The sequence below is a fragment of the Paenalcaligenes sp. DL 309 genome, assembly GCF_057475285.1.
In genome coordinates this window covers 250766-270435 of the sequence record NZ_JBYBKW010000004.1, presented here as the reverse complement: position 1 = coordinate 270435, position 19670 = coordinate 250766, and the positions used below count along the sequence as shown (strand labels likewise).

At 45.7% G+C, this 19670-nt stretch carries 16 protein-coding genes; 10 read left to right on the top strand and 6 right to left on the bottom strand.

What is annotated here, in order from left to right:
* Positions 1 to 114: 114 nt before the first annotated feature.
* The 4 genes from AC2UZJ_RS07590 to dsbD all read left to right on the top strand — a co-directional run bounded on the left by AC2UZJ_RS07590 (position 115) and on the right by dsbD (position 4171).
* Positions 115 to 1098, top strand: coding sequence for a DNA-directed RNA polymerase subunit alpha (locus tag AC2UZJ_RS07590; protein ID WP_486949528.1), 984 nt, complete (start codon positions 115 to 117; stop codon positions 1096 to 1098).
* A 173-nt stretch (positions 1099 to 1271) separates the two neighbouring features.
* Complete coding sequence (rplQ, locus tag AC2UZJ_RS07585) at positions 1272 to 1652, top strand: 50S ribosomal protein L17 (RefSeq protein WP_486949527.1); 381 nt, start codon at positions 1272 to 1274, stop codon at positions 1650 to 1652.
* 139 nt (positions 1653 to 1791) lie between these two features.
* Positions 1792 to 2148: a divalent-cation tolerance protein CutA gene (cutA, locus tag AC2UZJ_RS07580; RefSeq protein WP_486949526.1), complete on the top strand. Its 357-nt coding sequence runs from the start codon at positions 1792 to 1794 to the stop codon at positions 2146 to 2148.
* Between the two features lie 106 nt (positions 2149 to 2254).
* Complete coding sequence (gene dsbD / locus AC2UZJ_RS07575) at positions 2255 to 4171, top strand: protein-disulfide reductase DsbD (RefSeq protein ID WP_486949525.1); 1917 nt, start codon at positions 2255 to 2257, stop codon at positions 4169 to 4171.
* Positions 4172 to 4211: 40 nt separating this feature from the next.
* On the opposite strand, the gene hemB is transcribed toward dsbD, so the two are convergent.
* Both hemB and yihA read right to left on the bottom strand, forming a co-directional pair.
* Entirely contained in the window at positions 4212 to 5234 is a 1023-nt protein-coding gene (hemB, locus tag AC2UZJ_RS07570; protein WP_486949524.1) for a porphobilinogen synthase, read from the bottom strand.
* Positions 5231 to 5854: a ribosome biogenesis GTP-binding protein YihA/YsxC gene (yihA, locus tag AC2UZJ_RS07565; protein ID WP_486949523.1), complete on the bottom strand. Its 624-nt coding sequence runs from the start codon at positions 5852 to 5854 to the stop codon at positions 5231 to 5233. Before yihA ends, hemB begins: the two co-directional genes overlap by 4 nt.
* 96 nt (positions 5855 to 5950) lie before the next feature.
* Here yihA and AC2UZJ_RS07560 point away from each other — a divergent pair, with 96 nt between their 5' ends.
* The 3 genes from AC2UZJ_RS07560 (at position 5951) to ccsB (ending at position 10234) form a co-directional block, all read left to right on the top strand.
* The gene (locus AC2UZJ_RS07560; protein WP_486949522.1) at positions 5951 to 6646 is read left to right on the top strand and encodes a c-type cytochrome; all 696 of its coding nucleotides are present in this window, start codon (positions 5951 to 5953) and stop codon (positions 6644 to 6646) included.
* Between the two features lie 170 nt (positions 6647 to 6816).
* Positions 6817 to 8880 (top strand): cytochrome c biogenesis protein ResB, encoded by a 2064-nt coding sequence (locus AC2UZJ_RS07555; protein ID WP_486949521.1) that lies wholly within the window; start codon positions 6817 to 6819, stop codon positions 8878 to 8880.
* Positions 8873 to 10234 carry a c-type cytochrome biogenesis protein CcsB gene (gene ccsB / locus AC2UZJ_RS07550; RefSeq protein ID WP_486949520.1) on the top strand — a complete coding sequence of 454 codons (1362 nt, stop codon included), beginning with the start codon at positions 8873 to 8875 and terminating at the stop codon, positions 10232 to 10234. The genes AC2UZJ_RS07555 and ccsB overlap by 8 nt, the downstream gene beginning before the upstream one ends.
* Here ccsB and AC2UZJ_RS07545 read toward each other — a convergent pair.
* The 4 genes from AC2UZJ_RS07545 to AC2UZJ_RS07530 form a co-directional block, all read right to left on the bottom strand.
* A complete protein-coding gene (locus AC2UZJ_RS07545) occupies positions 10231 to 12705 on the bottom strand; it encodes an EAL domain-containing protein (RefSeq protein WP_486949519.1) in 2475 nt (824 codons plus the stop codon). The genes ccsB and AC2UZJ_RS07545 overlap by 4 nt on opposite strands.
* An 89-nt stretch (positions 12706 to 12794) precedes the next feature.
* Positions 12795 to 14063 carry a diaminopimelate decarboxylase gene (gene lysA, locus AC2UZJ_RS07540; protein WP_486949518.1) on the bottom strand — a complete coding sequence of 423 codons (1269 nt, stop codon included), beginning with the start codon at positions 14061 to 14063 and terminating at the stop codon, positions 12795 to 12797.
* 29 nt (positions 14064 to 14092) lie between these two features.
* The gene (gene lptM, locus AC2UZJ_RS07535; RefSeq protein WP_486949517.1) at positions 14093 to 14212 is read right to left on the bottom strand and encodes an LPS translocon maturation chaperone LptM; all 120 of its coding nucleotides are present in this window, start codon (positions 14210 to 14212) and stop codon (positions 14093 to 14095) included.
* A gap of 6 nt (positions 14213 to 14218) precedes the next feature.
* A complete protein-coding gene (locus tag AC2UZJ_RS07530; RefSeq protein ID WP_486949516.1) occupies positions 14219 to 16675 on the bottom strand; it encodes a penicillin-binding protein 1A in 2457 nt (818 codons plus the stop codon).
* 164 nt (positions 16676 to 16839) lie between these two features.
* On the opposite strand from AC2UZJ_RS07530, the gene AC2UZJ_RS07525 reads away from it, so the two are divergent.
* Genes AC2UZJ_RS07525 through AC2UZJ_RS07515 form a run of 3 tightly spaced genes read left to right on the top strand, consistent with a single transcriptional unit; the run spans position 16840 to position 19668 of the window.
* Entirely contained in the window at positions 16840 to 17424 is a 585-nt protein-coding gene (locus AC2UZJ_RS07525) for a shikimate kinase (protein WP_486949515.1), read from the top strand.
* A gap of 11 nt (positions 17425 to 17435) precedes the next feature.
* A complete protein-coding gene (gene aroB, locus AC2UZJ_RS07520) occupies positions 17436 to 18509 on the top strand; it encodes a 3-dehydroquinate synthase (protein WP_486949556.1) in 1074 nt (357 codons plus the stop codon).
* A gap of 25 nt (positions 18510 to 18534) precedes the next feature.
* Positions 18535 to 19668: a deoxyguanosinetriphosphate triphosphohydrolase gene (locus AC2UZJ_RS07515; RefSeq protein WP_486949514.1), complete on the top strand. Its 1134-nt coding sequence runs from the start codon at positions 18535 to 18537 to the stop codon at positions 19666 to 19668.
* Positions 19669 to 19670: the final 2 nt, after the last annotated feature.

Genomic DNA, 19670 nt, shown 5'->3' with positions numbered 1-19670 from the left:
CTCCTATATAGGTGAAGATACCCCCTGTAGAGAGCGGGCCACGCCCGCGATCTTCTCTATTATTCCATCAGCCTTATCGGTGTAACGAGCCGAGGGTATTGAAAAGGAACACACATGTCTCAAGCCTTTCTAAAGCCACGTTCCATAGAGATCGAGGCCATCAGCGATAATCATGCCAAGGTCATTATGGAGCCTTTCGAGCGTGGTTATGGTCATACGCTAGGTAATGCATTACGTCGTATTTTACTGTCATCCATGACAGGTTACTCTCCCACCGAAGTGCAAATCACGGGTGTGGTTCACGAGTATTCCACCATTGATGGTGTACGTGATGACGTGGTTGATATTATGCTTAACCTCAAAGGCGTAGTGTTTAAGTTGCATGGCCGTGAAGAAGTCACGCTCACCTTAAACAAAACGGGTGAAGGTGAAGTTTATGCTAGTGATATAGAATTACCGCACGATGTGGAAATCATTAACCCAGACCACCACTTAGCCACCTTGACTGATGAAGGCAAGCTTGAAATGCAAATCAAGGTTGAGCAAGGTAGAGGTTATGTGCCCGGTAATATCCGCACCTTATCTGAAGACCGCCAACACACCATTGGTCGTATCATTTTAGATGCGTCTTTTAGTCCAGTGCGTCGCGTGAGCTACGAAGTAGAAAACGCTCGTGTTGAACAGCGTACTGACTTAGATAAGTTGGTGCTTGACATTGAAACCAACGGTGTATTAACACCCGAAGAAGCCGTGCGCCAAGCCGCTCGTATTCTGATGGATCAGATTTCTGTGTTTGCTGCCTTAGAAAACGAAGAAGATACCTTCGAAGCCGAAGAGCAAGCCACACCACAGATTGATCCCGTGTTACTACGTCCTGTAGATGATTTAGAGCTCACAGTTCGTTCTGCTAACTGTCTTAAAGCTGAAAACATCTACTACATCGGTGATCTTATCCAGCGCACCGAAAACGAATTACTTAAAACACCAAACTTGGGTCGTAAATCTCTTAACGAAATCAAAGAGGTATTGGCGGCACGCGGTTTGACTTTAGGTATGAAGCTAGAAAACTGGCCACCTCTAGGTTTAGAGCACCCATAATTGTTGTATCGCGGCCACGGGCCGCTCCCTACGGGTGAAAATTCACCTGTTGTGAGCGGTCCAAGACCGGGATTCATGATAAAATACCCCCTCACCTGGCCCCCGGCCTTTTTAGGCCGGAAAAAGAACCCAGGGTTTTTAAATAAGATTCAATTTAATATTAGGAAAATATCATGCGTCATCGTCATGGTTTACGTAAACTAAATCGCACTAGCAGCCACCGTTTGGCTATGTTCCGCAATATGTCGGTTTCTTTGATTGAGCACGAAGCCATCAAAACTACATTGCCTAAAGCCAAAGAGCTGCGTCGTGTGATTGAGCCTTTGATCACATTGGCTAAAAACCCCACCGTTGCAAACCGTCGTTTAGCATTCGCTCGTCTACGTGACCGCGATGCCGTAACTAAACTGTTTGATGTATTAGGCCCTCTATTCCAAGAGCGTAATGGTGGTTACACCCGTGTGCTTAAAATGGGCTTCCGCCAAGGCGATAACGCACCTATGGCGTACATGGAGCTAGTAGAGCGCTCTAATCTAGAGCAAGACGAAGAGTAATCTATCGCGCTCGCTAAGCTTTTAGCTACACAAAGCTAATAAAAACCACTGAAGACTATTTCTCAGTGGTTTTTTTATGGCTTTTATAGCTGTTATGGTTGTTGTTATTGTTGTAATTACCATCAAAAAGGAGAATTAAATGGAAAACGATTTAACCTTTCACCCTCATTCTATAGAGCAGATTGTGTTGGTAATGAGTAATGCTTCCAGTCAAACTCAAGCCAAACGTATCGCGCATGTGGCGGTAGAAGAAGGATTAGCAGCGTGTGTGAACATGGCAGCCCCCAGTTTGTCAACTTACGAATGGGATGGTGAATTAAAAAGCGCAGAAGAAATTCAACTTACTTTTAAAACCACCGGTGCGCGTGTGATGGAGTTGATGGAGCGCATTAAGGCGCTGCATGCTGATGAGGTGCCTGAGATATTGGTGGTGCCAGTCATTGCGGGTTTAGAAGAATACGTAGACTGGGTAAAAACGGAAACAGCGGCTAAATAATGAACCTTTTCCAGTTGCATTGGTCTATAGAGACATCTATGTCCATTATCTAATTATTTATTATTAATAAGTTAATAAATTGATTAACAAAACTCAAAGGGATTTTATGCTGGTGTCTACGCCAATGCAGCTACGTTATTATTTGCTGCTTGTATTATCTATGCTGGTGGCGGCTATGGGCTGGTTTAATACTGCCTACGCCCAAGACGATTTTTTAGATCCAGAACAAGCCTTTGAGCTCTCAGTAGCCATGCACAGCCCTACTGAGGTAGACGTGCATTTTAAGATCGCGCCTGAGTATTACATGTATCAGTCGCGCTTTGCCTTTGCCTTAGATGGTAGCGAAGATGCCGTGGGAGCGCCTGAATTTCCACCCGCTATCATCACTTATGACCCCACCTTTGATAAAGACATGCCGGTGTATCGTGAGCAAGTCACGGTACGCGTGCCGGTGGAGGCGGGGCAGGGTTCAGCTTCTGCTTTATTACCTGCAAAATTTGCCATTAGTTTTCAAGGCTGTGCTGATGCGGGTTTGTGTTATTCACCCATGACAGAAACGGTGCAGCTTGCTGCCGTAGATGGTGGTTACAAAGCGCAAGGTAAATGGGTAGTGGATTCAGTGCCTGCGCCTTTAACCGAACCAATAACAGGTAAGGCGGCTACAGGCCCAAACACGGCATCAGATGCATCCAGTTTTTCTGATGCCTTTAGCCTTAGTGATACCGGCTTAGCCGGCTTTTTAGCCAATGCTTCTTGGCCTGAAATGATGGGCTTGGCTTTTGTGTTGGGTTTGTTGCTCTCATTTACGCCCTGCGTGCTCCCCATGGTACCGATATTGCTCAGTATTATTGCGGGGCAGGGCGTAAAAGAAACGGATTCGCGCTGGCGTGGGCTGTCTTTGGCCGCTGCCTATGTGTTGGGTATGTCTATTGTGTATACCGCTTTAGGCGTAGCGGCTGGTTTAGCCGGTGCGAGTTTAGCGGTATGGTTACAAACACCGTGGGTGCTGAGTTTGTTTGCCATTATATTGGCCGTGTTAGCGCTTTCCATGTTTGATGTTTATAACTTGCAAGTACCTTCCGGTATGCAGTCCTCTTTGCAGGGCCGTTTATCCAAGCTGCCCGGTGGGCGTTATGGTGGCGTTTTCTTTATGGGAATGCTGTCTGCTCTGATTGTAGGTCCATGCGTGGCAGCGCCTTTAGCGGGCGTGCTACTCTTTATTTCGCAAACGGGCGATGTGGTCCTAGGCGGCGCCTCCTTATTTGCCTTAGCGTGGGGCTCAGGCACGTTGTTGCTAGTGGTGGGGGCTTCTTCCGGTGCTTTACTGCCCAAAGCCGGTGGTTGGATGAATGGCATCAAATACGGCTTTGGTATTTTATTATTGGCCACGGCATGGTGGATGGTGAATTCCGTATTGCCTAATTGGGTATTAATGCTGGGTTGGGCAGTATTAGCTATTTGGTCTGCTGTATTGTTAGGGGCTTTCCGCCACTTAGAGGGTAGCGCTGGTGTATTTCAACAGTTGCTAAAGGGGGTAGGCATACTGGTGGCGGTGTGGGCCATTGCGCTGACGGTAGGCGTGGCTTCAGGCGGTCGCAGTGTGATGCAACCTTTGTCTGGTTTAGGCTTTGGCAGTGGCGGGGCGGAATCTGCTGCTGCGGTGAATATTCCACCTTTTCAGCAGATCACAAATGTGGAGGAGTTGGATGCAGTGTTGGCTTCTACTACAAAACCTGTGTTGCTGGATTTTTACGCTGATTGGTGTGTGGCTTGTATTGAAATGGAGCAATTTACTTTCAGTAAAACCGAGGTAGCCCAAAAAATGAGCCAAATGACCTTAGTGCAGGCGGATGTGACAAAAAATACCGCTGCAGACCGTGAGCTCTTAAAGCGCTTTAATTTATTCGGCCCACCCGGCATCATTTTCTTCGATGCCAACGGTAACCAGCTGGCAGACCCCCGTGTAGTCGGGTTCATGCCAGCTGATAAATTCAGCATCGAACTGAATAAGGTATTAAATTAGCCCCCCTGTAACTTCCGCCTCTCAGGGCGGAAACCACCAATTAACGGTTTGCTTTCAACCACTGCGCCGCTTCGATGGCAAAGTACGTCAAAATGCCATCGGCGCCCGCACGTTTGAAAGCCAGTAGGGATTCCATCATCACCTTATCGTGATCTAGCCAGCCATTTTGGGAAGCGGCTTTGAGCATGGCGTACTCACCACTGACTTGATACACAAAGGTGGGCAGTCCAAAAGCGTCTTTGACTTCACGTAAAATATCTAAGTACGGCATACCCGGCTTGACCATCACCATATCGGCACCTTCGCGTATATCAGCGGCCACTTCACGAATGGCTTCTAAGCGATTTGCAGGGTCCATCTGGTAGGTGGCTTTGTCAGATTGACCGAGGTTGGCAGCGGAGCCTACCGCGTCGCGGAATGGGCCGTAGAAGGCACTGGCATACTTGGCTGAGTACGCCATGATGCGTGTATCAATAAAAGCCGATTCGTGCTGATCTAATAAAGCACGTATAGCACCCACGCGGCCATCCATCATGTCGCTAGGAGCAATAATATCCACACCGGCTTCCGCCTGAGTGATGGCCTGTTTGCACAGCACCTCTACGGTTTCTTCGTTTAATACATAGCCATCTTCAGCTAGTACACCATCTTGGCCGTGACTCGTATACGGATCTAGCGCCACATCCGTGAGCACACCCAATTGGGGGAATTCTTTTTTCAAAGCGGCAACGGCACGGGGAATTAATCCATCTGGATTTGCCGCCTCTAAACCTTTAGGGCACTTCAAAGAAGGTTCAATGGAAGGGAATAAGGAAAGAACGGGAATCCCCAGCTCAGCGCAAGTTTCAGCCGCTTTTAGCAGTTCATCAATGGAATGACGATAAATGCCCGGCATGGAGCCTACGGGGTTGCGTTTGTTTTCACCTTCTTGGATGAAAATAGGAAAAATAAAATCATCCACCGTAACGGCAGATTCACGCACTAAACGGCGGGTGAAATCATCACGCCTATTGCGGCGTGGGCGGCAGTGAGGAAAGTGAACATCAGGTAAGAATTTTGTCATGGTACGAATTGGGGAGAAATCCAGTTTTCTATATGTAAAGTGGCCTCTTCAATGCCGATGCGGTGCGTAGCAGAGAAAGGCACCGTGTGTAAAGCGCCAATTTCTTTTAACTCTTTGCGTGCGGCGGCCACAGCTTGTATGCGTTTACCATACGCGAACTTATCTGCTTTGGTTAATAATACCAATACAGGGCGTCCAGTAGGGGCAATCCAATCAGCCAGTTGTAAATCTAAATCAGTTAGCCCACGGCGTATATCAATCACTAAGACTAAACCTGCTAAAGCACTGCGATCGTGCAAATAACTGCCTAATACTTGTTGCCACTGCTCTTTTTCTTGGCGGTTTACCGCCGCATAACCGTAGCCGGGTAAATCAACTAAATAGCCTAATTGCTCACCCTTTTCTAGCGGGTCAGGGATGCCAAACATATTGATTAAACGTGTTCTACCTGGCGTTTTACTGGAAAAAGCTAAACGTCGTTGGTTTGTTAACACATTGATGGCAGAGGATTTGCCAGCATTAGATCGGCCTACGAAACACACCTCTGGTGGGCCTGGTGGGGGGAGTTGGTTGAGTTGCGCAGCAGAGATTGTGAACTGTGCACGGTGTAATATAGACATAATTGCAGCATTTCCGTTTAATTTCGTTGGTCTATTGTATAATCATTGACTTAAATACAGTATCACTCCAGTTGAATCGCGATCGTCGAGGACTACATGAAGCGCGTGCTATCAAAATTTATTATCACAAGCAGCCTATTAGCAGGTTGTACCATGTTGAATGTCGCCACTGCGGCAGACTTCTCTACACCTGATTTAGAAAAGGGCCAAGAGCTTTATCTAAATGGTAATCCATCCAAAGGCGTTTTAGCCTGCGTTACCTGTCACGGTGACGGCGGTAGCAGTATGCTAGAGGCAAATCCTCATTTGGCGCATCAGCCTTATGAGTATATTGTTAAGCAACTTAATGACTTCAGACCAGCCTCTGAAGACAAGCCAGCGGCTCGTTTAGCCAAAGGCGGTGTTCCGGCTGTTATGGCAAGTATAGTTGCTAACATGACCCCAGAGGAAATGCGTAACGTTGCTTTTTATCTAAGTCAGCAAGAGTTAGATGCAGAAAAAGCCGCTACGGCCTCTAATCTAGATACTTTAGAGCGTGGCCAGAAAATTTGGCGTGGTGGCTTGCCTGATCGTGGGGTGCCAGCATGTGCAGCCTGTCATGCGCCGGATGGTGCCGGTATTCCAGGGCAGTACCCCGGTTTAAGCGGGCAATTCCCCTCTTATATTGCTGAACAGCTACGTTTATTCCGTAGCGGAGACCGTAATAATCAAGTCATGATGCATGAGATTGCAGATCGCATGAATGATAAAGACATTGATGCAGTAGCGGATTACGCAGCGGGTCTACGTTAAGTAATACGTAGTTATTGCCTTAACTTTAGCAAAAATGCTTCACCTTGTTGATATTTTACAACAAGGTGATTTTTGCCGCCTTAAGAAAGCTTAGGGAACTATATTGATACGGCTGACTCTAAGCTTATTAGCTTGCCTTAAACGTTTTAACTCATCTTAAAAGTAACTCTGTGACTGTAACTACCACCCAACGCCGTGCCACTCTAAAAGATTTTTTAGAGCTGTTAGGCTCAATGCGTTTTGCTATTAGCCTTTTGGTTTTTATTTGTGTGGCCAGTTTAATTGGCACTGTGCTCGCTCAAAACCAGCCCATGAATACCTATATTGATCAGTTCGGCCCGTTTTGGGTTGCGCTGTTTGATAAGTTTTCCATCTGGAATATTTATAATACCTGGTGGTTTATTGCTATTATGGGCTTTTTGGTGGTGTCCACCTCTCTGTGTGTGTGGGATAACGCCCCTAGAATGCTCAAGGATTCGCGTGCTTTTCGTGAGCACGTACGTGGCACCAGTCTAAGGGCATTTCCTAATCGCATAAATATTAGCTCTGATCATAGCCCTCAAGACAATTTAGCACCTATAGAAGCTTGGCTTAAAACCCATGGATACGCTCATAAAGTACGTAACGATGAGGATGGCAGCTATATGGTTGCGGCTAAAAAAGGCGGCGCTAACCGTTTAGGTTATATATTTGGTCACCTATCTATTGTGGTGATTTGTATAGGTGGCTTATTAGATAGTGAGCTGCCCATTCGTTTACAAGTCTGGTTAGGTGATAAGGCGCCTATTACAGAAAATATGTTTATTTCTGAGGTGCCAACCAGTGGCCGTTTGAGTTTAGCTAACCCCAGTTATAGTGCAAATATGTTGTTGCCCGAAGGCGCTAAAACCGGTCATGCCATTGTGAGCTATGGCGATGGTGTACTGGTGCAGCCCATTCCTTTTGTGGTGGATCTCAAAGAGTTTGTGATTGATTATTACTCCACCGGTATGCCCAGCAACTTTAAAAGCGTAGTTGAAGTGATTGACGAAGAACGCGATGAGCGTTTTACGCAGCTAATTGAAGTGAATGAGCCTTTACGTTATAGAGGCGTAACCATTTATCAATCCGGTTTTGATGATGGTGGCAGTAAATTACGTTTGAGTGTGCACCCCTTAAGGGGCGTTGAAGCAGAACCTATGCGCGTACAAGCCACTGTGGGCGATATGAATAGCCCCATTGTTTATAACGATAATGGCGACAAGGTAAGTGCTAGCTTTACGGAGCTGCGCGTTTTCAACGTGGAAGACTTAACCGATGGCACGCCACAACCTAAGGTATTTGCAGAGCACGTAGCTGCTGTTTCCGGTTCCGGTGTGCGTGCTAATAATGATCACCTCACGAATGTGGGGCCTAGTTTGCACTATAAACTCACCACAAATGACGGTCAGTCATTTGATTACGTGAATTACATGGCGCCCATGATACTGGATGATTTCCCCGTGTTTTTATTGGGTATGCGTAGAAATGAAGCAGATTTTTTCCGTTATGTACGTATTCCTGCTGATGCAAATAGCAGCATGGAAGAGTTCATGCAGTTGCGCGCTGCAGCCAATAACCCAGAGCTATTACAATTAGCGGCGCAGCGCTTTGCGTTGCGTAATGGTCAAATGGACTCTAATTCCATGATGGAAATAGCCGCATACAAAACAGTGGAAACCTTTGTAAAACGGGGGTTTAATGGGATTATAGAGCCTGTACCTGAAGCTGAGCGCGAGCGTATTCTTGCGCTAACCGTGCCTATGCTCCAAATGACACTGCTTGAATTGCGTAACATTGCCCGTGAAGAAAACGGTTTAGCACCTATTAATTACAGCGATGAAAAAGGAGAATATGAAGAGCAATGGGTGCAGTTAGCTCTCTTAGCTTTTGCGAACTTACCTGATTATCCTGCTCCGGTTGTGCTGAGCTTAGATGGCTTTGAACAAGTTCAGGCCAGTGTGTTCCAAGTGGCACGTAGCCCAGGTATGTATATTGTTTATACCGGTAGTTTATTATTAACCATTGGTATTTTCGTTATGATTTATATTCGAGATCGTCGTATTTGGGTGTGGGTACGCCCCGATGAAAAAGGGAGTTTACTGACTGCCGCCATGACATCTCAGCGCCGTAATTTAGATTTTCAACAGGAATTCCAACGTTTCCAAGCCGCCTTCTCGCGTTTGGCTGCTCATAGAGGTAAAGATAATGTCTAATACTGTCAGCTCTTCTACGCCTTCCATGTGGGATGAGGATCTGCGTGCACCAAGCGGTGATTCGCGGGGTGTGCGGGGTCGTCCTACCATTAGTGATGTGCTCTTTTTTATTGTGCTTGCTTTGGGAGCGGCTTATGCACTAAATGCCTATCCCACCGCCATGGATTATTATGAGCGTATTATTTTGGTGTCTGCGGTGCCATTTATTGCGTGGATAGGTTGGCTCTGGCGCCCATTACGCACCTTAATGATAGTAGTGGCCTTGGTGTCACTGTTTTCTATTTGGCTCTATAGTACTGATGGTGTTTTAGCCAATGGCGACATAGATAGAGCTGAGTCAGTTTTTCTACTCAAGTATCTGATTTCTTCACAGTCCGCTATCTTATGGATGTGTGCGCTGTTTGTGCTGGCCACAGTGATGTATTGGGTAGGTATGTTCAGCCCCACAGCTGCTTGGATAGGATCGGGTTTAACGTGGGCGGGCGTATATGCAGGCTCTATAGGTTTATTGGTGCGCTGGCGTGAAGGCCACCTTTTAGGCCCTGATATTGGTCATATTCCCGTTAGTAACTTATACGAAGTGTTTGTGCTGTTTGCCCTGATTACGGCTTTGTTCTATCTGTATTACGAGCGCCGTTATGCCACACGTGCGTTGGGTGGCTTTGTGATGCTGATTATCACCTCGGTGGTGGTGTTTTTGTTGTGGTATTCCTTCACGCGTGATGCACACCAAATTCAGCCATTAGTACCTGCTCTTAAAAGTTGGTGGATGAAAATTCATGTACCGGCTAACTTTATTGGCTATGGCACCTTTGCTTTGGCGGGCATGGTGGGTTTCGCGTATTTAGTCAAAGAAAACGGGGAGACTAAATCGTGGGCAAAGTTGTCTCCTCTCTTTATTATGGGTGTGCTGCTTTGCGCTGAGCCATTTATCTTTAGTACTGGTCAGTTCTCCATGACATGGATGCTGTTTTTTGGTATTAGTGCACTTATTGTGGGTGTTATCTTAGGCTTTCGTGGCCCCATCTCTCGTAAGCTGCCGGATTTAGAAATACTTGATGATGTGATGTATAGAGCCATTGCCGTGGGCTTTGCTTTCTTTACCATTGCGACTATTTTAGGCGCTTTGTGGGCGGCTGATGCTTGGGGCACTTATTGGCAGTGGGATCCCAAAGAGACCTGGGCGCTGATTGTGTGGCTTAACTATGCCGCTTGGCTGCACATGCGCTTTATGAAGGGCTTACGTGGTACCTTCGGTGCTTATTGGGCCATAGCAGGTATTTTAGTCACTAGCTTCGCTTTCTTAGGTGTGAATATGTTCTTATCAGGTTTGCACTCTTATGGTGAGCTCTAAGCATTAAGATATTTTAATAAAGCTGGATTCTGGATGAGTTCACGAACATCGTGAGCATCCAGAATCTCTTCAGGGCTACGAGCCTTTGATATCACAAAACCTTGGGCGTAATCTACGCCCATTTTTTGTAGAAGGGCGAGTGTTTCTACGTCTTCTACCCATTCTGCAATACATTGCATACCTAAATTTTTAGCTAATTCCACAATAGTGCGTACGATGGCGGTATTGCTCTCTTTGCTGCGCATATCTTGCACTAAGGCCCCATCTATCTTAATGGCGTTAGCCGGTAATTCACGTAAGTAAGAAAATGAGGTGTAGCCGGCACCAAAATCATCTAGAGCAATGCTGATGCCTTTTTTCTGTAAGGCAAACATCAAACTGCGAGTACGATTTAAATTTTGTAGAGCCACTCCCTCAGTGATCTCCACACATAAACGATGCAGCAGGTGTGCATATTTATCTAAAACGCTAAATAGCTCTTGAATGAATTGATCGTTATTTAAGGAATGCCCACTAATATTGACATTCACTTGTTGTATTTTGCCTAGGTAGGCTTGATTTGAGTTCAACCATTCTAAGGTGGCCACAAAAACCCATTTATCGATAATACTGATGGTGCCGTTTTCTTCTGCTGCCGGAATAAAGGTATGCAAGGGGACTAGCGCCCCATTCGGGCGTCGTACACGTAATAAGACTTCTAAAATGAAGGTACCTAAGGGATTTTGTAGATTCATTATGGGTTGCATTTCTACAAATAAGCTTTGGGTAATGCCGTTTTCTAGACTCTCAAATAGCGCTAACTCTTCGGTACGATCCTTCATTTCTTGAGAATCATGCTCATAGATAATAAAGTCTAAGTTACGCCGGCCTGCGTCCATACAAGCACCTTGAGCGGTACGCACTGCGGTTTGCACATCCATTTCAGCACCTACTTCAATTAAACCTAGGCGTACATTCAGTTTGTAATCTCTAATGGAGGTACGAATAGTGTTGTCGTTCAAGTGGTTTGTTAAGGTTTGTGCCGTTTTTTTCGCTTCTTTAGCGGTAGTATTGCTCAGTATAAATACAAAATCATCACTGTCTATACGCCCATAGTCATACTTATTTTCTATGACCTCATTAATACGCAGGCTGACTTCTTGAAGTAAGGTATCACCCGCGCTATGACCATGCACTCGGTTCACGTAATTGACATGATTCACATCCAAATAAGCCACATAACAAGGCTGATTTTTGTGGAGATTTTTAAAGGTGTTTTGTAATAGCTTTTCTATACCCCGTTGATTCAGTGCATTCGTAATCGGATCGTGATCCGCCATAAGCTGTAAGCGCTGTATGGTGTTCATATATAAGGTGATGTCTTGTAACGTTAAAACATAGCCTTCAGGGATGATATTTGCATGCAAAGCTAATAAAGGGCCTTGCTCTTTTAAGGGGAGGCTTGCTGTAATTTGTAGATCGGTATGTTCACCACTTTGGGTTTTTTTAATCACTTGTGACCAATCTTGCTCTGCAAAAACCTTATCCCAATAAAGCGGTATGGATATATTTAGTTTGGCACATAAGCGCCTAAAAGAGCGGTTAGTGCGTAGTATTCGGCCATTTGTATCAATTTTAATAACTGCAAACGGGCTGTTTTGATAGTTAGCACGTAATTCAAGTTGCATTAAACGCAGCTCTTTAAAACGACTCATAATGCCTAAGACCACTATGCTACTAGTAAGCAGCAAAAAGATAAAAGCATTAAAACGTGAGAGTAAAAAAGGGTCTAGTTTAAAAAGCGTGAAAACATACGCAAGTAAGCCGCAGCTTATGGTGCTCAATAGCATCACTTGCCAAGCCGCTGGTAGAGCGTTTGTTTTTGACTTGAGATGCGTAATGCTAGTAATCAACGCTAATAGAAGCGCAATAGGCGTAGCGACAAATAGCACGCCTTCAAATAAGGGAGCATAGGGTATGAGCGCCATAATAAATACAAAAAGGGCCAAAGCCCCTAACAACACATTGTATTGATTACTGGATGGCGAGATGCTTAAGCCATTTTGAATAAGCTGCTGGCTTAATATGAAGTAGATACCTATAGAAAGTTGATTTATATAGCTTACAGCGTAATTGGGTAGCTGTTGTTGTAGCCAAAAACTATCAAGCCCCAATGCCATGGAGCCCAGTTTTAAATTACAAAGTATCCAGGCACTAACAATAATAAAAAAACGATTTTTTTTATATAGAGCTAAAAGAGCAGTAAATACGGCAAAGCTAATGAGGGCGCCTGCGTTGAGATAGTAATTATGTAGCTCTGTATTTGAGTGAAAAGCTTGGCGCTGTAACTCATGATTAGATGATAGGAAAAAGAGGCTAAAAAGGCTTAAAGCCACTAGTAGCCCAGGGATATAAATAACTGCTAAACGCAGATTAAAAGCAAGTAGCCGCCACCGTGTTAACTGTCTAAATAGCTGTGGTTTTATCCCCATTAGAAAATAACCTAATAAATTGTTACTTTTGGAATTTTTTGAGCGCCTAAAGCCTTTACAATATTTAACTTTTGACTAAGTAGCTAAGATTAGTCTAAAAGGCGCTCTATTTCAAATAGGCTTTGTAACTTTTCGCGGGGGCGTATTAAATGTACAGACTTACCATCTACCATCACCTCGGCGGCTCTAGGGCGTGTGTTGTATTGGCTAGACATAGTGAAGGCATAGGCTCCGGCTGACATCACTGCAAGTAAATCCTCTTGCTCTAGATTAAAAGGGCGATCTTTAGCAAGCCAATCACCGGTTTCACAAATAGGGCCCACTATGTCATAGGCTGGCATGTTTTCAGTGTTAGGGCGTGGGCTAACGGCTTCTACATTATGCCAAGCATCATACAGGGTAGGGCGTATAAGGTCATTCATCGCAGCATCTACCACGGCAAAGTGCTTGTCTTGGTTGGTTTTGAGATATTCAACACGGGTGAGTAAAATACCTGCATTACCCACCATAGAGCGACCGGGCTCTAAGACTAGTTGTAAGTGGCCTAAGTCTGCAGCATCTAAGGCTTTAAACACGGCGCTCAATAGTTCAGTAGGCGTGGCAGGAGTTTCATCGGTATAACGTATACCTAAGCCACCACCTATATCTAAATGGTTAAGATGAATGCCTTGCTCTTGTAATTGTTTAATTAATTGAATGAGTTTCTCTAAAGCATCCAGATAAGGACTGATCTCAGTAATTTGAGAGCCTATGTGGCAGTCTAAGCCCGTGATCTCTAAGCTGGGCAACTGTTGAGCGCGGCTGTAAATCGCCAGCGCCTCATTTATATCCACACCAAATTTATTATCTTTTAAACCGGTAGAAATATAAGGGTGGGTTTTGGCGTCCACGTCAGGGTTGACGCGTAAAGAAATGCGCGCTTTTATGCCTCTTTTTAGCGCGATTTCTGCAATACGCTCTAACTCAGCCTCGGATTCCACATTAAAGCATTTAATGTTGGCATCTAAAGCGGCTTCAATTTCCCAAGCCTGTTTACCTACGCCTGAAAATACCACCTTAGCAGGATCGCCTTTGGCGGCAATTACACGAGCTAATTCCCCCCCGGAAACAATATCAAAACCTGTGCCTAAACGTGCAAACTCATTGAGTATGGCTAAGTTTGAGTTGGCTTTCATGGCATAACAGATCAATACATCCCGACCTTGAGTGGCGGTGTTATAGCTCTCCCAGGCGTCGCGTAAGGCTTGACGTGAATAAACAAATAAAGGTGTACCGAAATCATGAGCCAGTTGCTCTAAGGAAACTTCTTCGGCGTGTAGAGTATTATTTTTTAATTGGAAGTGTGAGGCTACAGTCATAGGTAGATGCTAATAAATAATAATAGTAATTATTGAGTGGTTTGGTGCGTTAGTTGCGGTAGAGTCAACGGCCCCTTATATCCGCAGCCTGAAAGCGCCAAGCTGGCGCTGATGCTAAACAGAAGGGCTATGAATAGTGAGGATTTCATATTTAATTAAAATGGCACCATATCTTGGTTTAACGCATCCATGGCATCGCCAGGTTCATTGAGTTGATTTAATAAATGCCCAATACCATCTTCTTCTACCGCTCCTCCCGTACCATCTTCTATATACAGGCTATCATCAAGCACAGAAGGAAGGCCAACTCGCAAGATGGCTTTATTTGGCGGGTATTCATCAAAGAAGAAATTGTTATTACTTTTCGTTAGCCCGGCAGGCACTGGGCCAACAGGCTTTTGTGGGACGCCTTGGAGAGCGGATTGCATGTAGTTAATCCAAATAGGCATGGCGAGCCCGCCACCGGTCTCACCGGCACCTAAAGAGCGAGGCTGGCCAAAGCCCATCCACGCTACTCCAACTAAATCTGGTGTAAAGCCGGCAAACCATGCATCGTGGGAGTCATTGGTGGTCCCGGTTTTACCACCAATGTCACGGCGCTGGAGCGTGGCTGATGCTCTAGAGCCAGTACCACTAGTGGCCACTTCACGCAGCATATCATTCATCACATAAGCGGTGCGTTCATCAATGGCGCGTGCATTGTTATCGCCAGCCACCACAGGCTTAGCGCGCATCACAACCTCATCGCTGCCGTCTGTGATGTAATCAATTAAATAGGGCTGCACTCTATAGCCATTATTAGCAAATACACTGTAACCGGTGGCTAATTGTAAGGGTGTTACCGTGCCCGCACCTAAGGCTAATGGCAAGACGGCGGGTTGACGTTCCCGATCAAAACCAAAACGGGTAATGTAATCCTGCACATATTGAGGACCTACGGCTTGCATAACTCGAATAGAAACCATGTTTTTAGATCTAGATAGGCCTTTACGCATGGTAAGCATGTTTTCGTAATTACCACCGTAGTTTTTAGGATTCCAAGGTTTAGAGCCGGTTTGGGCAGCCGTTAATCGGAAAGGCTGATCAGAAATTAGGGTTTCAGGAGTTAAGCCTTTTTCTAAGGCGGCAGCATAAATAAAAGGTTTGAAAGCAGAGCCGGGTTGACGCCAAGCCTGAGTCACGTGATTAAAGTGATCGTTTTTGAAAGAAAAACCACCAATCATGGCTAAGATGGCGCCGTCTTGAGGGCGTATAGAAACAAAGGCGGCCTGTACTGCAGGCAGGTTAATAATTTCCCAGTTGTCACCGTTATTAAATAAATAGACGATGGCGCCTCTATCAATGCGCTCTTTCTCACTGGCATTACGTGTTAAGCCGCGAGCAATCACATTGAGGGCGCGCTGATTATCAACCGTGATGATTTTATCTGCGCTACGCGCTATGGTGACTTTATCGGGCGCTGCTGAAAGCACCACACCAACTAATAGATCATCGGTGTCAGGGTGATCGCGCTGTACGTCTGCCAAAATATTGCTGAGCGCTTCAGTGTCATTTTCTATGCCTTGAGGTAGGTTGACTCGCCCTTCAGGCCCTGGGAAGCGGGCGCGACGAGTGTACTGCAGCACAGCATCTCGTACGCTCTTATATGCAGCCTCTTGATCTTTGGAGTCAATAGTGGTGTAAACATTAAATCCACGGGAGTAAATCCCGTCTTTGTAAACACCATACAATAGTTGTCGTGCTAGTTCCGCCACGTATTCACCATGGATTTTGTAACCACCTGCCGGCATGCCTGCCGCGGTTTTTATTTCTATGGTCTGATCTAAAGCTTCTTGATACTGCGCTTCATTTATATAACCCAGATTTAACATACGACGCAGTACCACTACCTGTTGGCGCTTGGCTTCGTTGTAATTAGTGATGGGGTTATAACGTGAAGGAGCTCGCGGTATGCCCGCTAGCATGGCGGCTTCAGCTAAAGTAATTTCAGTTAAAGGTTTACCAAAATACGCTCGTGAAGCGGCCGCAAAACCATATGCCCTATGTCCTAAGAAAATTTGATTCATATAAAGATCTAAGATTTGATCTTTAGAGAGCTTAGATTCAATTTTATAGGTGAGTAACAACTCATAAAATTTACGTATGTAGGTTTTTTCAGAAGACAAGTAAAAATTACGAGCTAATTGCATAGTAATGGTGCTGGCCCCTTGAGACTTTGAGCCAGAAGCTAAGTTAGCCAAGGCAGCACGGCCTATGCCTCGAATGTCTATGCCACTGTGTTGATAGAAACGATCATCTTCAGCCGCTAAGATAGCAAGTTTCATCGCATCAGGGATTTCATTGAAGGGCATCACATCACGGCGCTCTTCACCAAACTCACCGATTAAAACCTTATCAGCAGTAAAAATACGCAAGGGGACGTGTGGTTTATAGTTAGTCATTGCGCTAAGATTAGGAAGGTTAGGCCAAGCGATAGCTAGCGCTAAAGAGAAAAATAGCGCAGCACACACGGCCAGACCAGCCAAAAATATCACGGCCTGTACTATAAGACGTATAAGCCACGAGCCAGTCGTGGGCGAGTCAGGGGAGGAAGTTTGGGCAGTAGAACTCATTGTGAGGCAATTTTACGCCCAATTCTGACAAAGTACATGATTGGGCATGAGGTTGATGTAAGTAAATATAATTAATGAAGTAATTAATTGAAGTAATTAATGTGAATATCTAACACCGCTAGTGTGATAATACACAATCAACAGACTTTTTATCCGCAGATCGCATGCAACATGAAAATTTAACCCCTATTAGCCACGCCGAATTACAGCAACTTTTAAAGCCTAGTCATAAGCCCATTTTTTTGGTGGGCATGATGGGGGCAGGTAAAACTACCTTAGGTCGCCAATTAGCACGCTATCTCAAACGTGAGTTTTTGGATCTAGACCATGAGTTAGAAGCCCGTTGTGGCGTTCCTGTGGCCACTATATTTGATATAGAGGGTGAGGATGGCTTTAGGCGGCGTGAAACCATAGAGCTAGATATATGCTCACGCCAAGCAGGCATTGTACTTGCCACCGGCGGTGGTGCCATCTTAGCAGAAGAAAACCGCCAAATGCTAAAGCAGCGCGGCACCGTGGTTTATTTACGTGCCACTGCAGGGGAGTTATTTAGACGCTTAGAGCGCGATAAAACACGCCCCCTGCTGCAAACAGCAAACCCTGAGCAGCGCATTAGAGAACTCGTAGCTCAGCGTGAGCCATTATACGAACAAGTGGCTGACATTATATTTGAGACTGGTTCGGCACCGGTACACATGGCGGTTAAACAACTGTTAACGGTATTAAAAGAACAAGAGGTTATTTTATGATGAGCAGTGCAATTAGTGTAGTACAGGTTACTACCCCTGGCGGAAACTACCCTATACACATTGCGCCTAAGCGCTTAGCGCATATTGCGCAGTCAGTGCCCGCAGATGCCACCACCCTGGCTTTAATCACGAACCCTACGGTGTTTGAGTTGTACGGTCAGCCTGTATTAAAAGCACTACAGTCTACCGGGAAAAAAGTGGTTCAGGTCTCCATTCCGGACGGCGAGGCTCATAAAAACAGCCAGACTTTAGATCAAATTTTTGATGCCTTGTTACAAAATCGTTTAGATCGTAAAGCGGTTATTGTGGCTTTAGGTGGGGGCGTGGTGGGTGATATCAGCGGTTTTGCTGCTGCTTGCTTTATGCGTGGTATTCGTTTTATTCAAGTACCCACCACCCTTTTATCTCAAGTGGATTCTTCTGTAGGTGGTAAGACAGCGATTAATCACCCCTTAGGTAAAAATATGATTGGGGCTTTTTATCAGCCTATTGCGGTAGAGATTGATATACACGTATTAAAAACCCTACCTAAACGTGAGATTGCCGCTGGTTTGGCTGAGGTAGTGAAATACGGCATGATTACTGATGCGGAGTTTTTACAATGGTGTGCAGACAATACCGCTGCGCTTAATGCCTTAGATGATGTCGCCATTCAATATGCAGTACAGCGCTCTTGTGAGTTGAAAGCCTATGTGGTGGGCGAAGACGAGCGCGAGGCGGGCTTGCGTGCCACGTTGAATTTTGGCCATACCTTTGGTCATGCCATTGAGGCGGGCTTGGGTTATGGTGAATGGTTACATGGTGAAGCGGTAGGTTGCGGCATGATTATGGCTGCGGAGCTTTCAGCCGAAGTGTGTGGTTTATCCGCAGACAGCCTACACAAAGTGCGTGAACTAGTGGCAGCCATAGGCTGTCCTACTACGCCGCCCCAGTGGCCGGCAGAGAAGTGGATAGACTTGATGGGTTTAGATAAAAAAGCCGAAGGCGGACAATTGCGTTTTGTATTGTTGCCAAAACTGGGCCAAAGTGTGGTGCAAGTAGTGGATGCGGCCACCGTTGAGAAGGTATTAGCCAAATATATCTAATGACACATAATTTTTAGGAGTTTTTATGCTGGCTGTTTATGCATCGCATACCGATCAATCTCGCGGACGTGTTCATTCAGAGCCAGCCCCTAAAGGCCGTAATGAGTTTCAGCGTGACCGTGATCGTATTATTCATTGCAATGCCTTTAGGCGTTTAGAGTATAAAACCCAAGTGTTTGTGAATCATGAAGGGGATTTATTTCGTACTCGTCTCACGCACAGTTTAGAGGTAGCACAAATTGCTCGCTCTTTAGCACGGCGTTTAAGCCTACACGAGGATTTAGTAGAAGCTATCTCCTTATCGCATGATTTAGGGCATACGCCTTTTGGCCATGCGGGCCAAGACGAGCTCAACGCTTGCATGCGAGAGCTGGCCCCTGAGGCAGGGGGCTTTGAACATAATCTGCAAAGCTTACGTATTGTGGATCATATAGAAGAGCGCTATGCCAAATTTAATGGCCTCAATCTGTGCTTTGAAACCCGTGAAGGTATTTTAAAGCATTGCAGCTTAAAGCATGCGCGTCTGCTAGGCGATGTGGGCCAGCGTTTTCTAGATCGTACCCAGCCCTCTTTAGAGGCGCAGATTACAAACATTGCCGATGAAATTGCCTATAACCACCATGATATTGATGATGGCTTGCGCTCAGGGCTCATCACCTTAGAGCAGCTTTTAGAAATACCGGTGTTTGCCACGCATTATGAGCAGGTGTTAATTAAATATCCTCAGCTTAAAGATATGGCCTCTGGCCGTAAGCGCTTGATCCCCGAAGTCCTCAGTGCCATGATTCACTCCTTTGTGGAGGACTTAAGTCAGGGTACGGAGCAAAACTTGGCTACGCATCAGCCACAGTCTGCCGATGAGCTGCGACAGTGCCCACCACTGGCAGCCTTTAGCCCAGAGATGCGTGAACAAGCCAATGAGCTCAAACGCTTTTTGCGCGCTAATTTATACCATCATGATCGTGTTTTACGTATGACCTACAAAGCACGCCGTATAGTACGTGAGCTTTTCACCGCTTTTATGAGTGAACCTGGCCTGCTCTCTGCTGAACATAGACGCGAAGATAGCACAGAGCAAGCCCGTGCCATTGCCGACTACGTTGCGGGCATGACAGACCGCTTTGCAATTAAAGAGCATCGCGATCTGTTTACGGTGTAAGG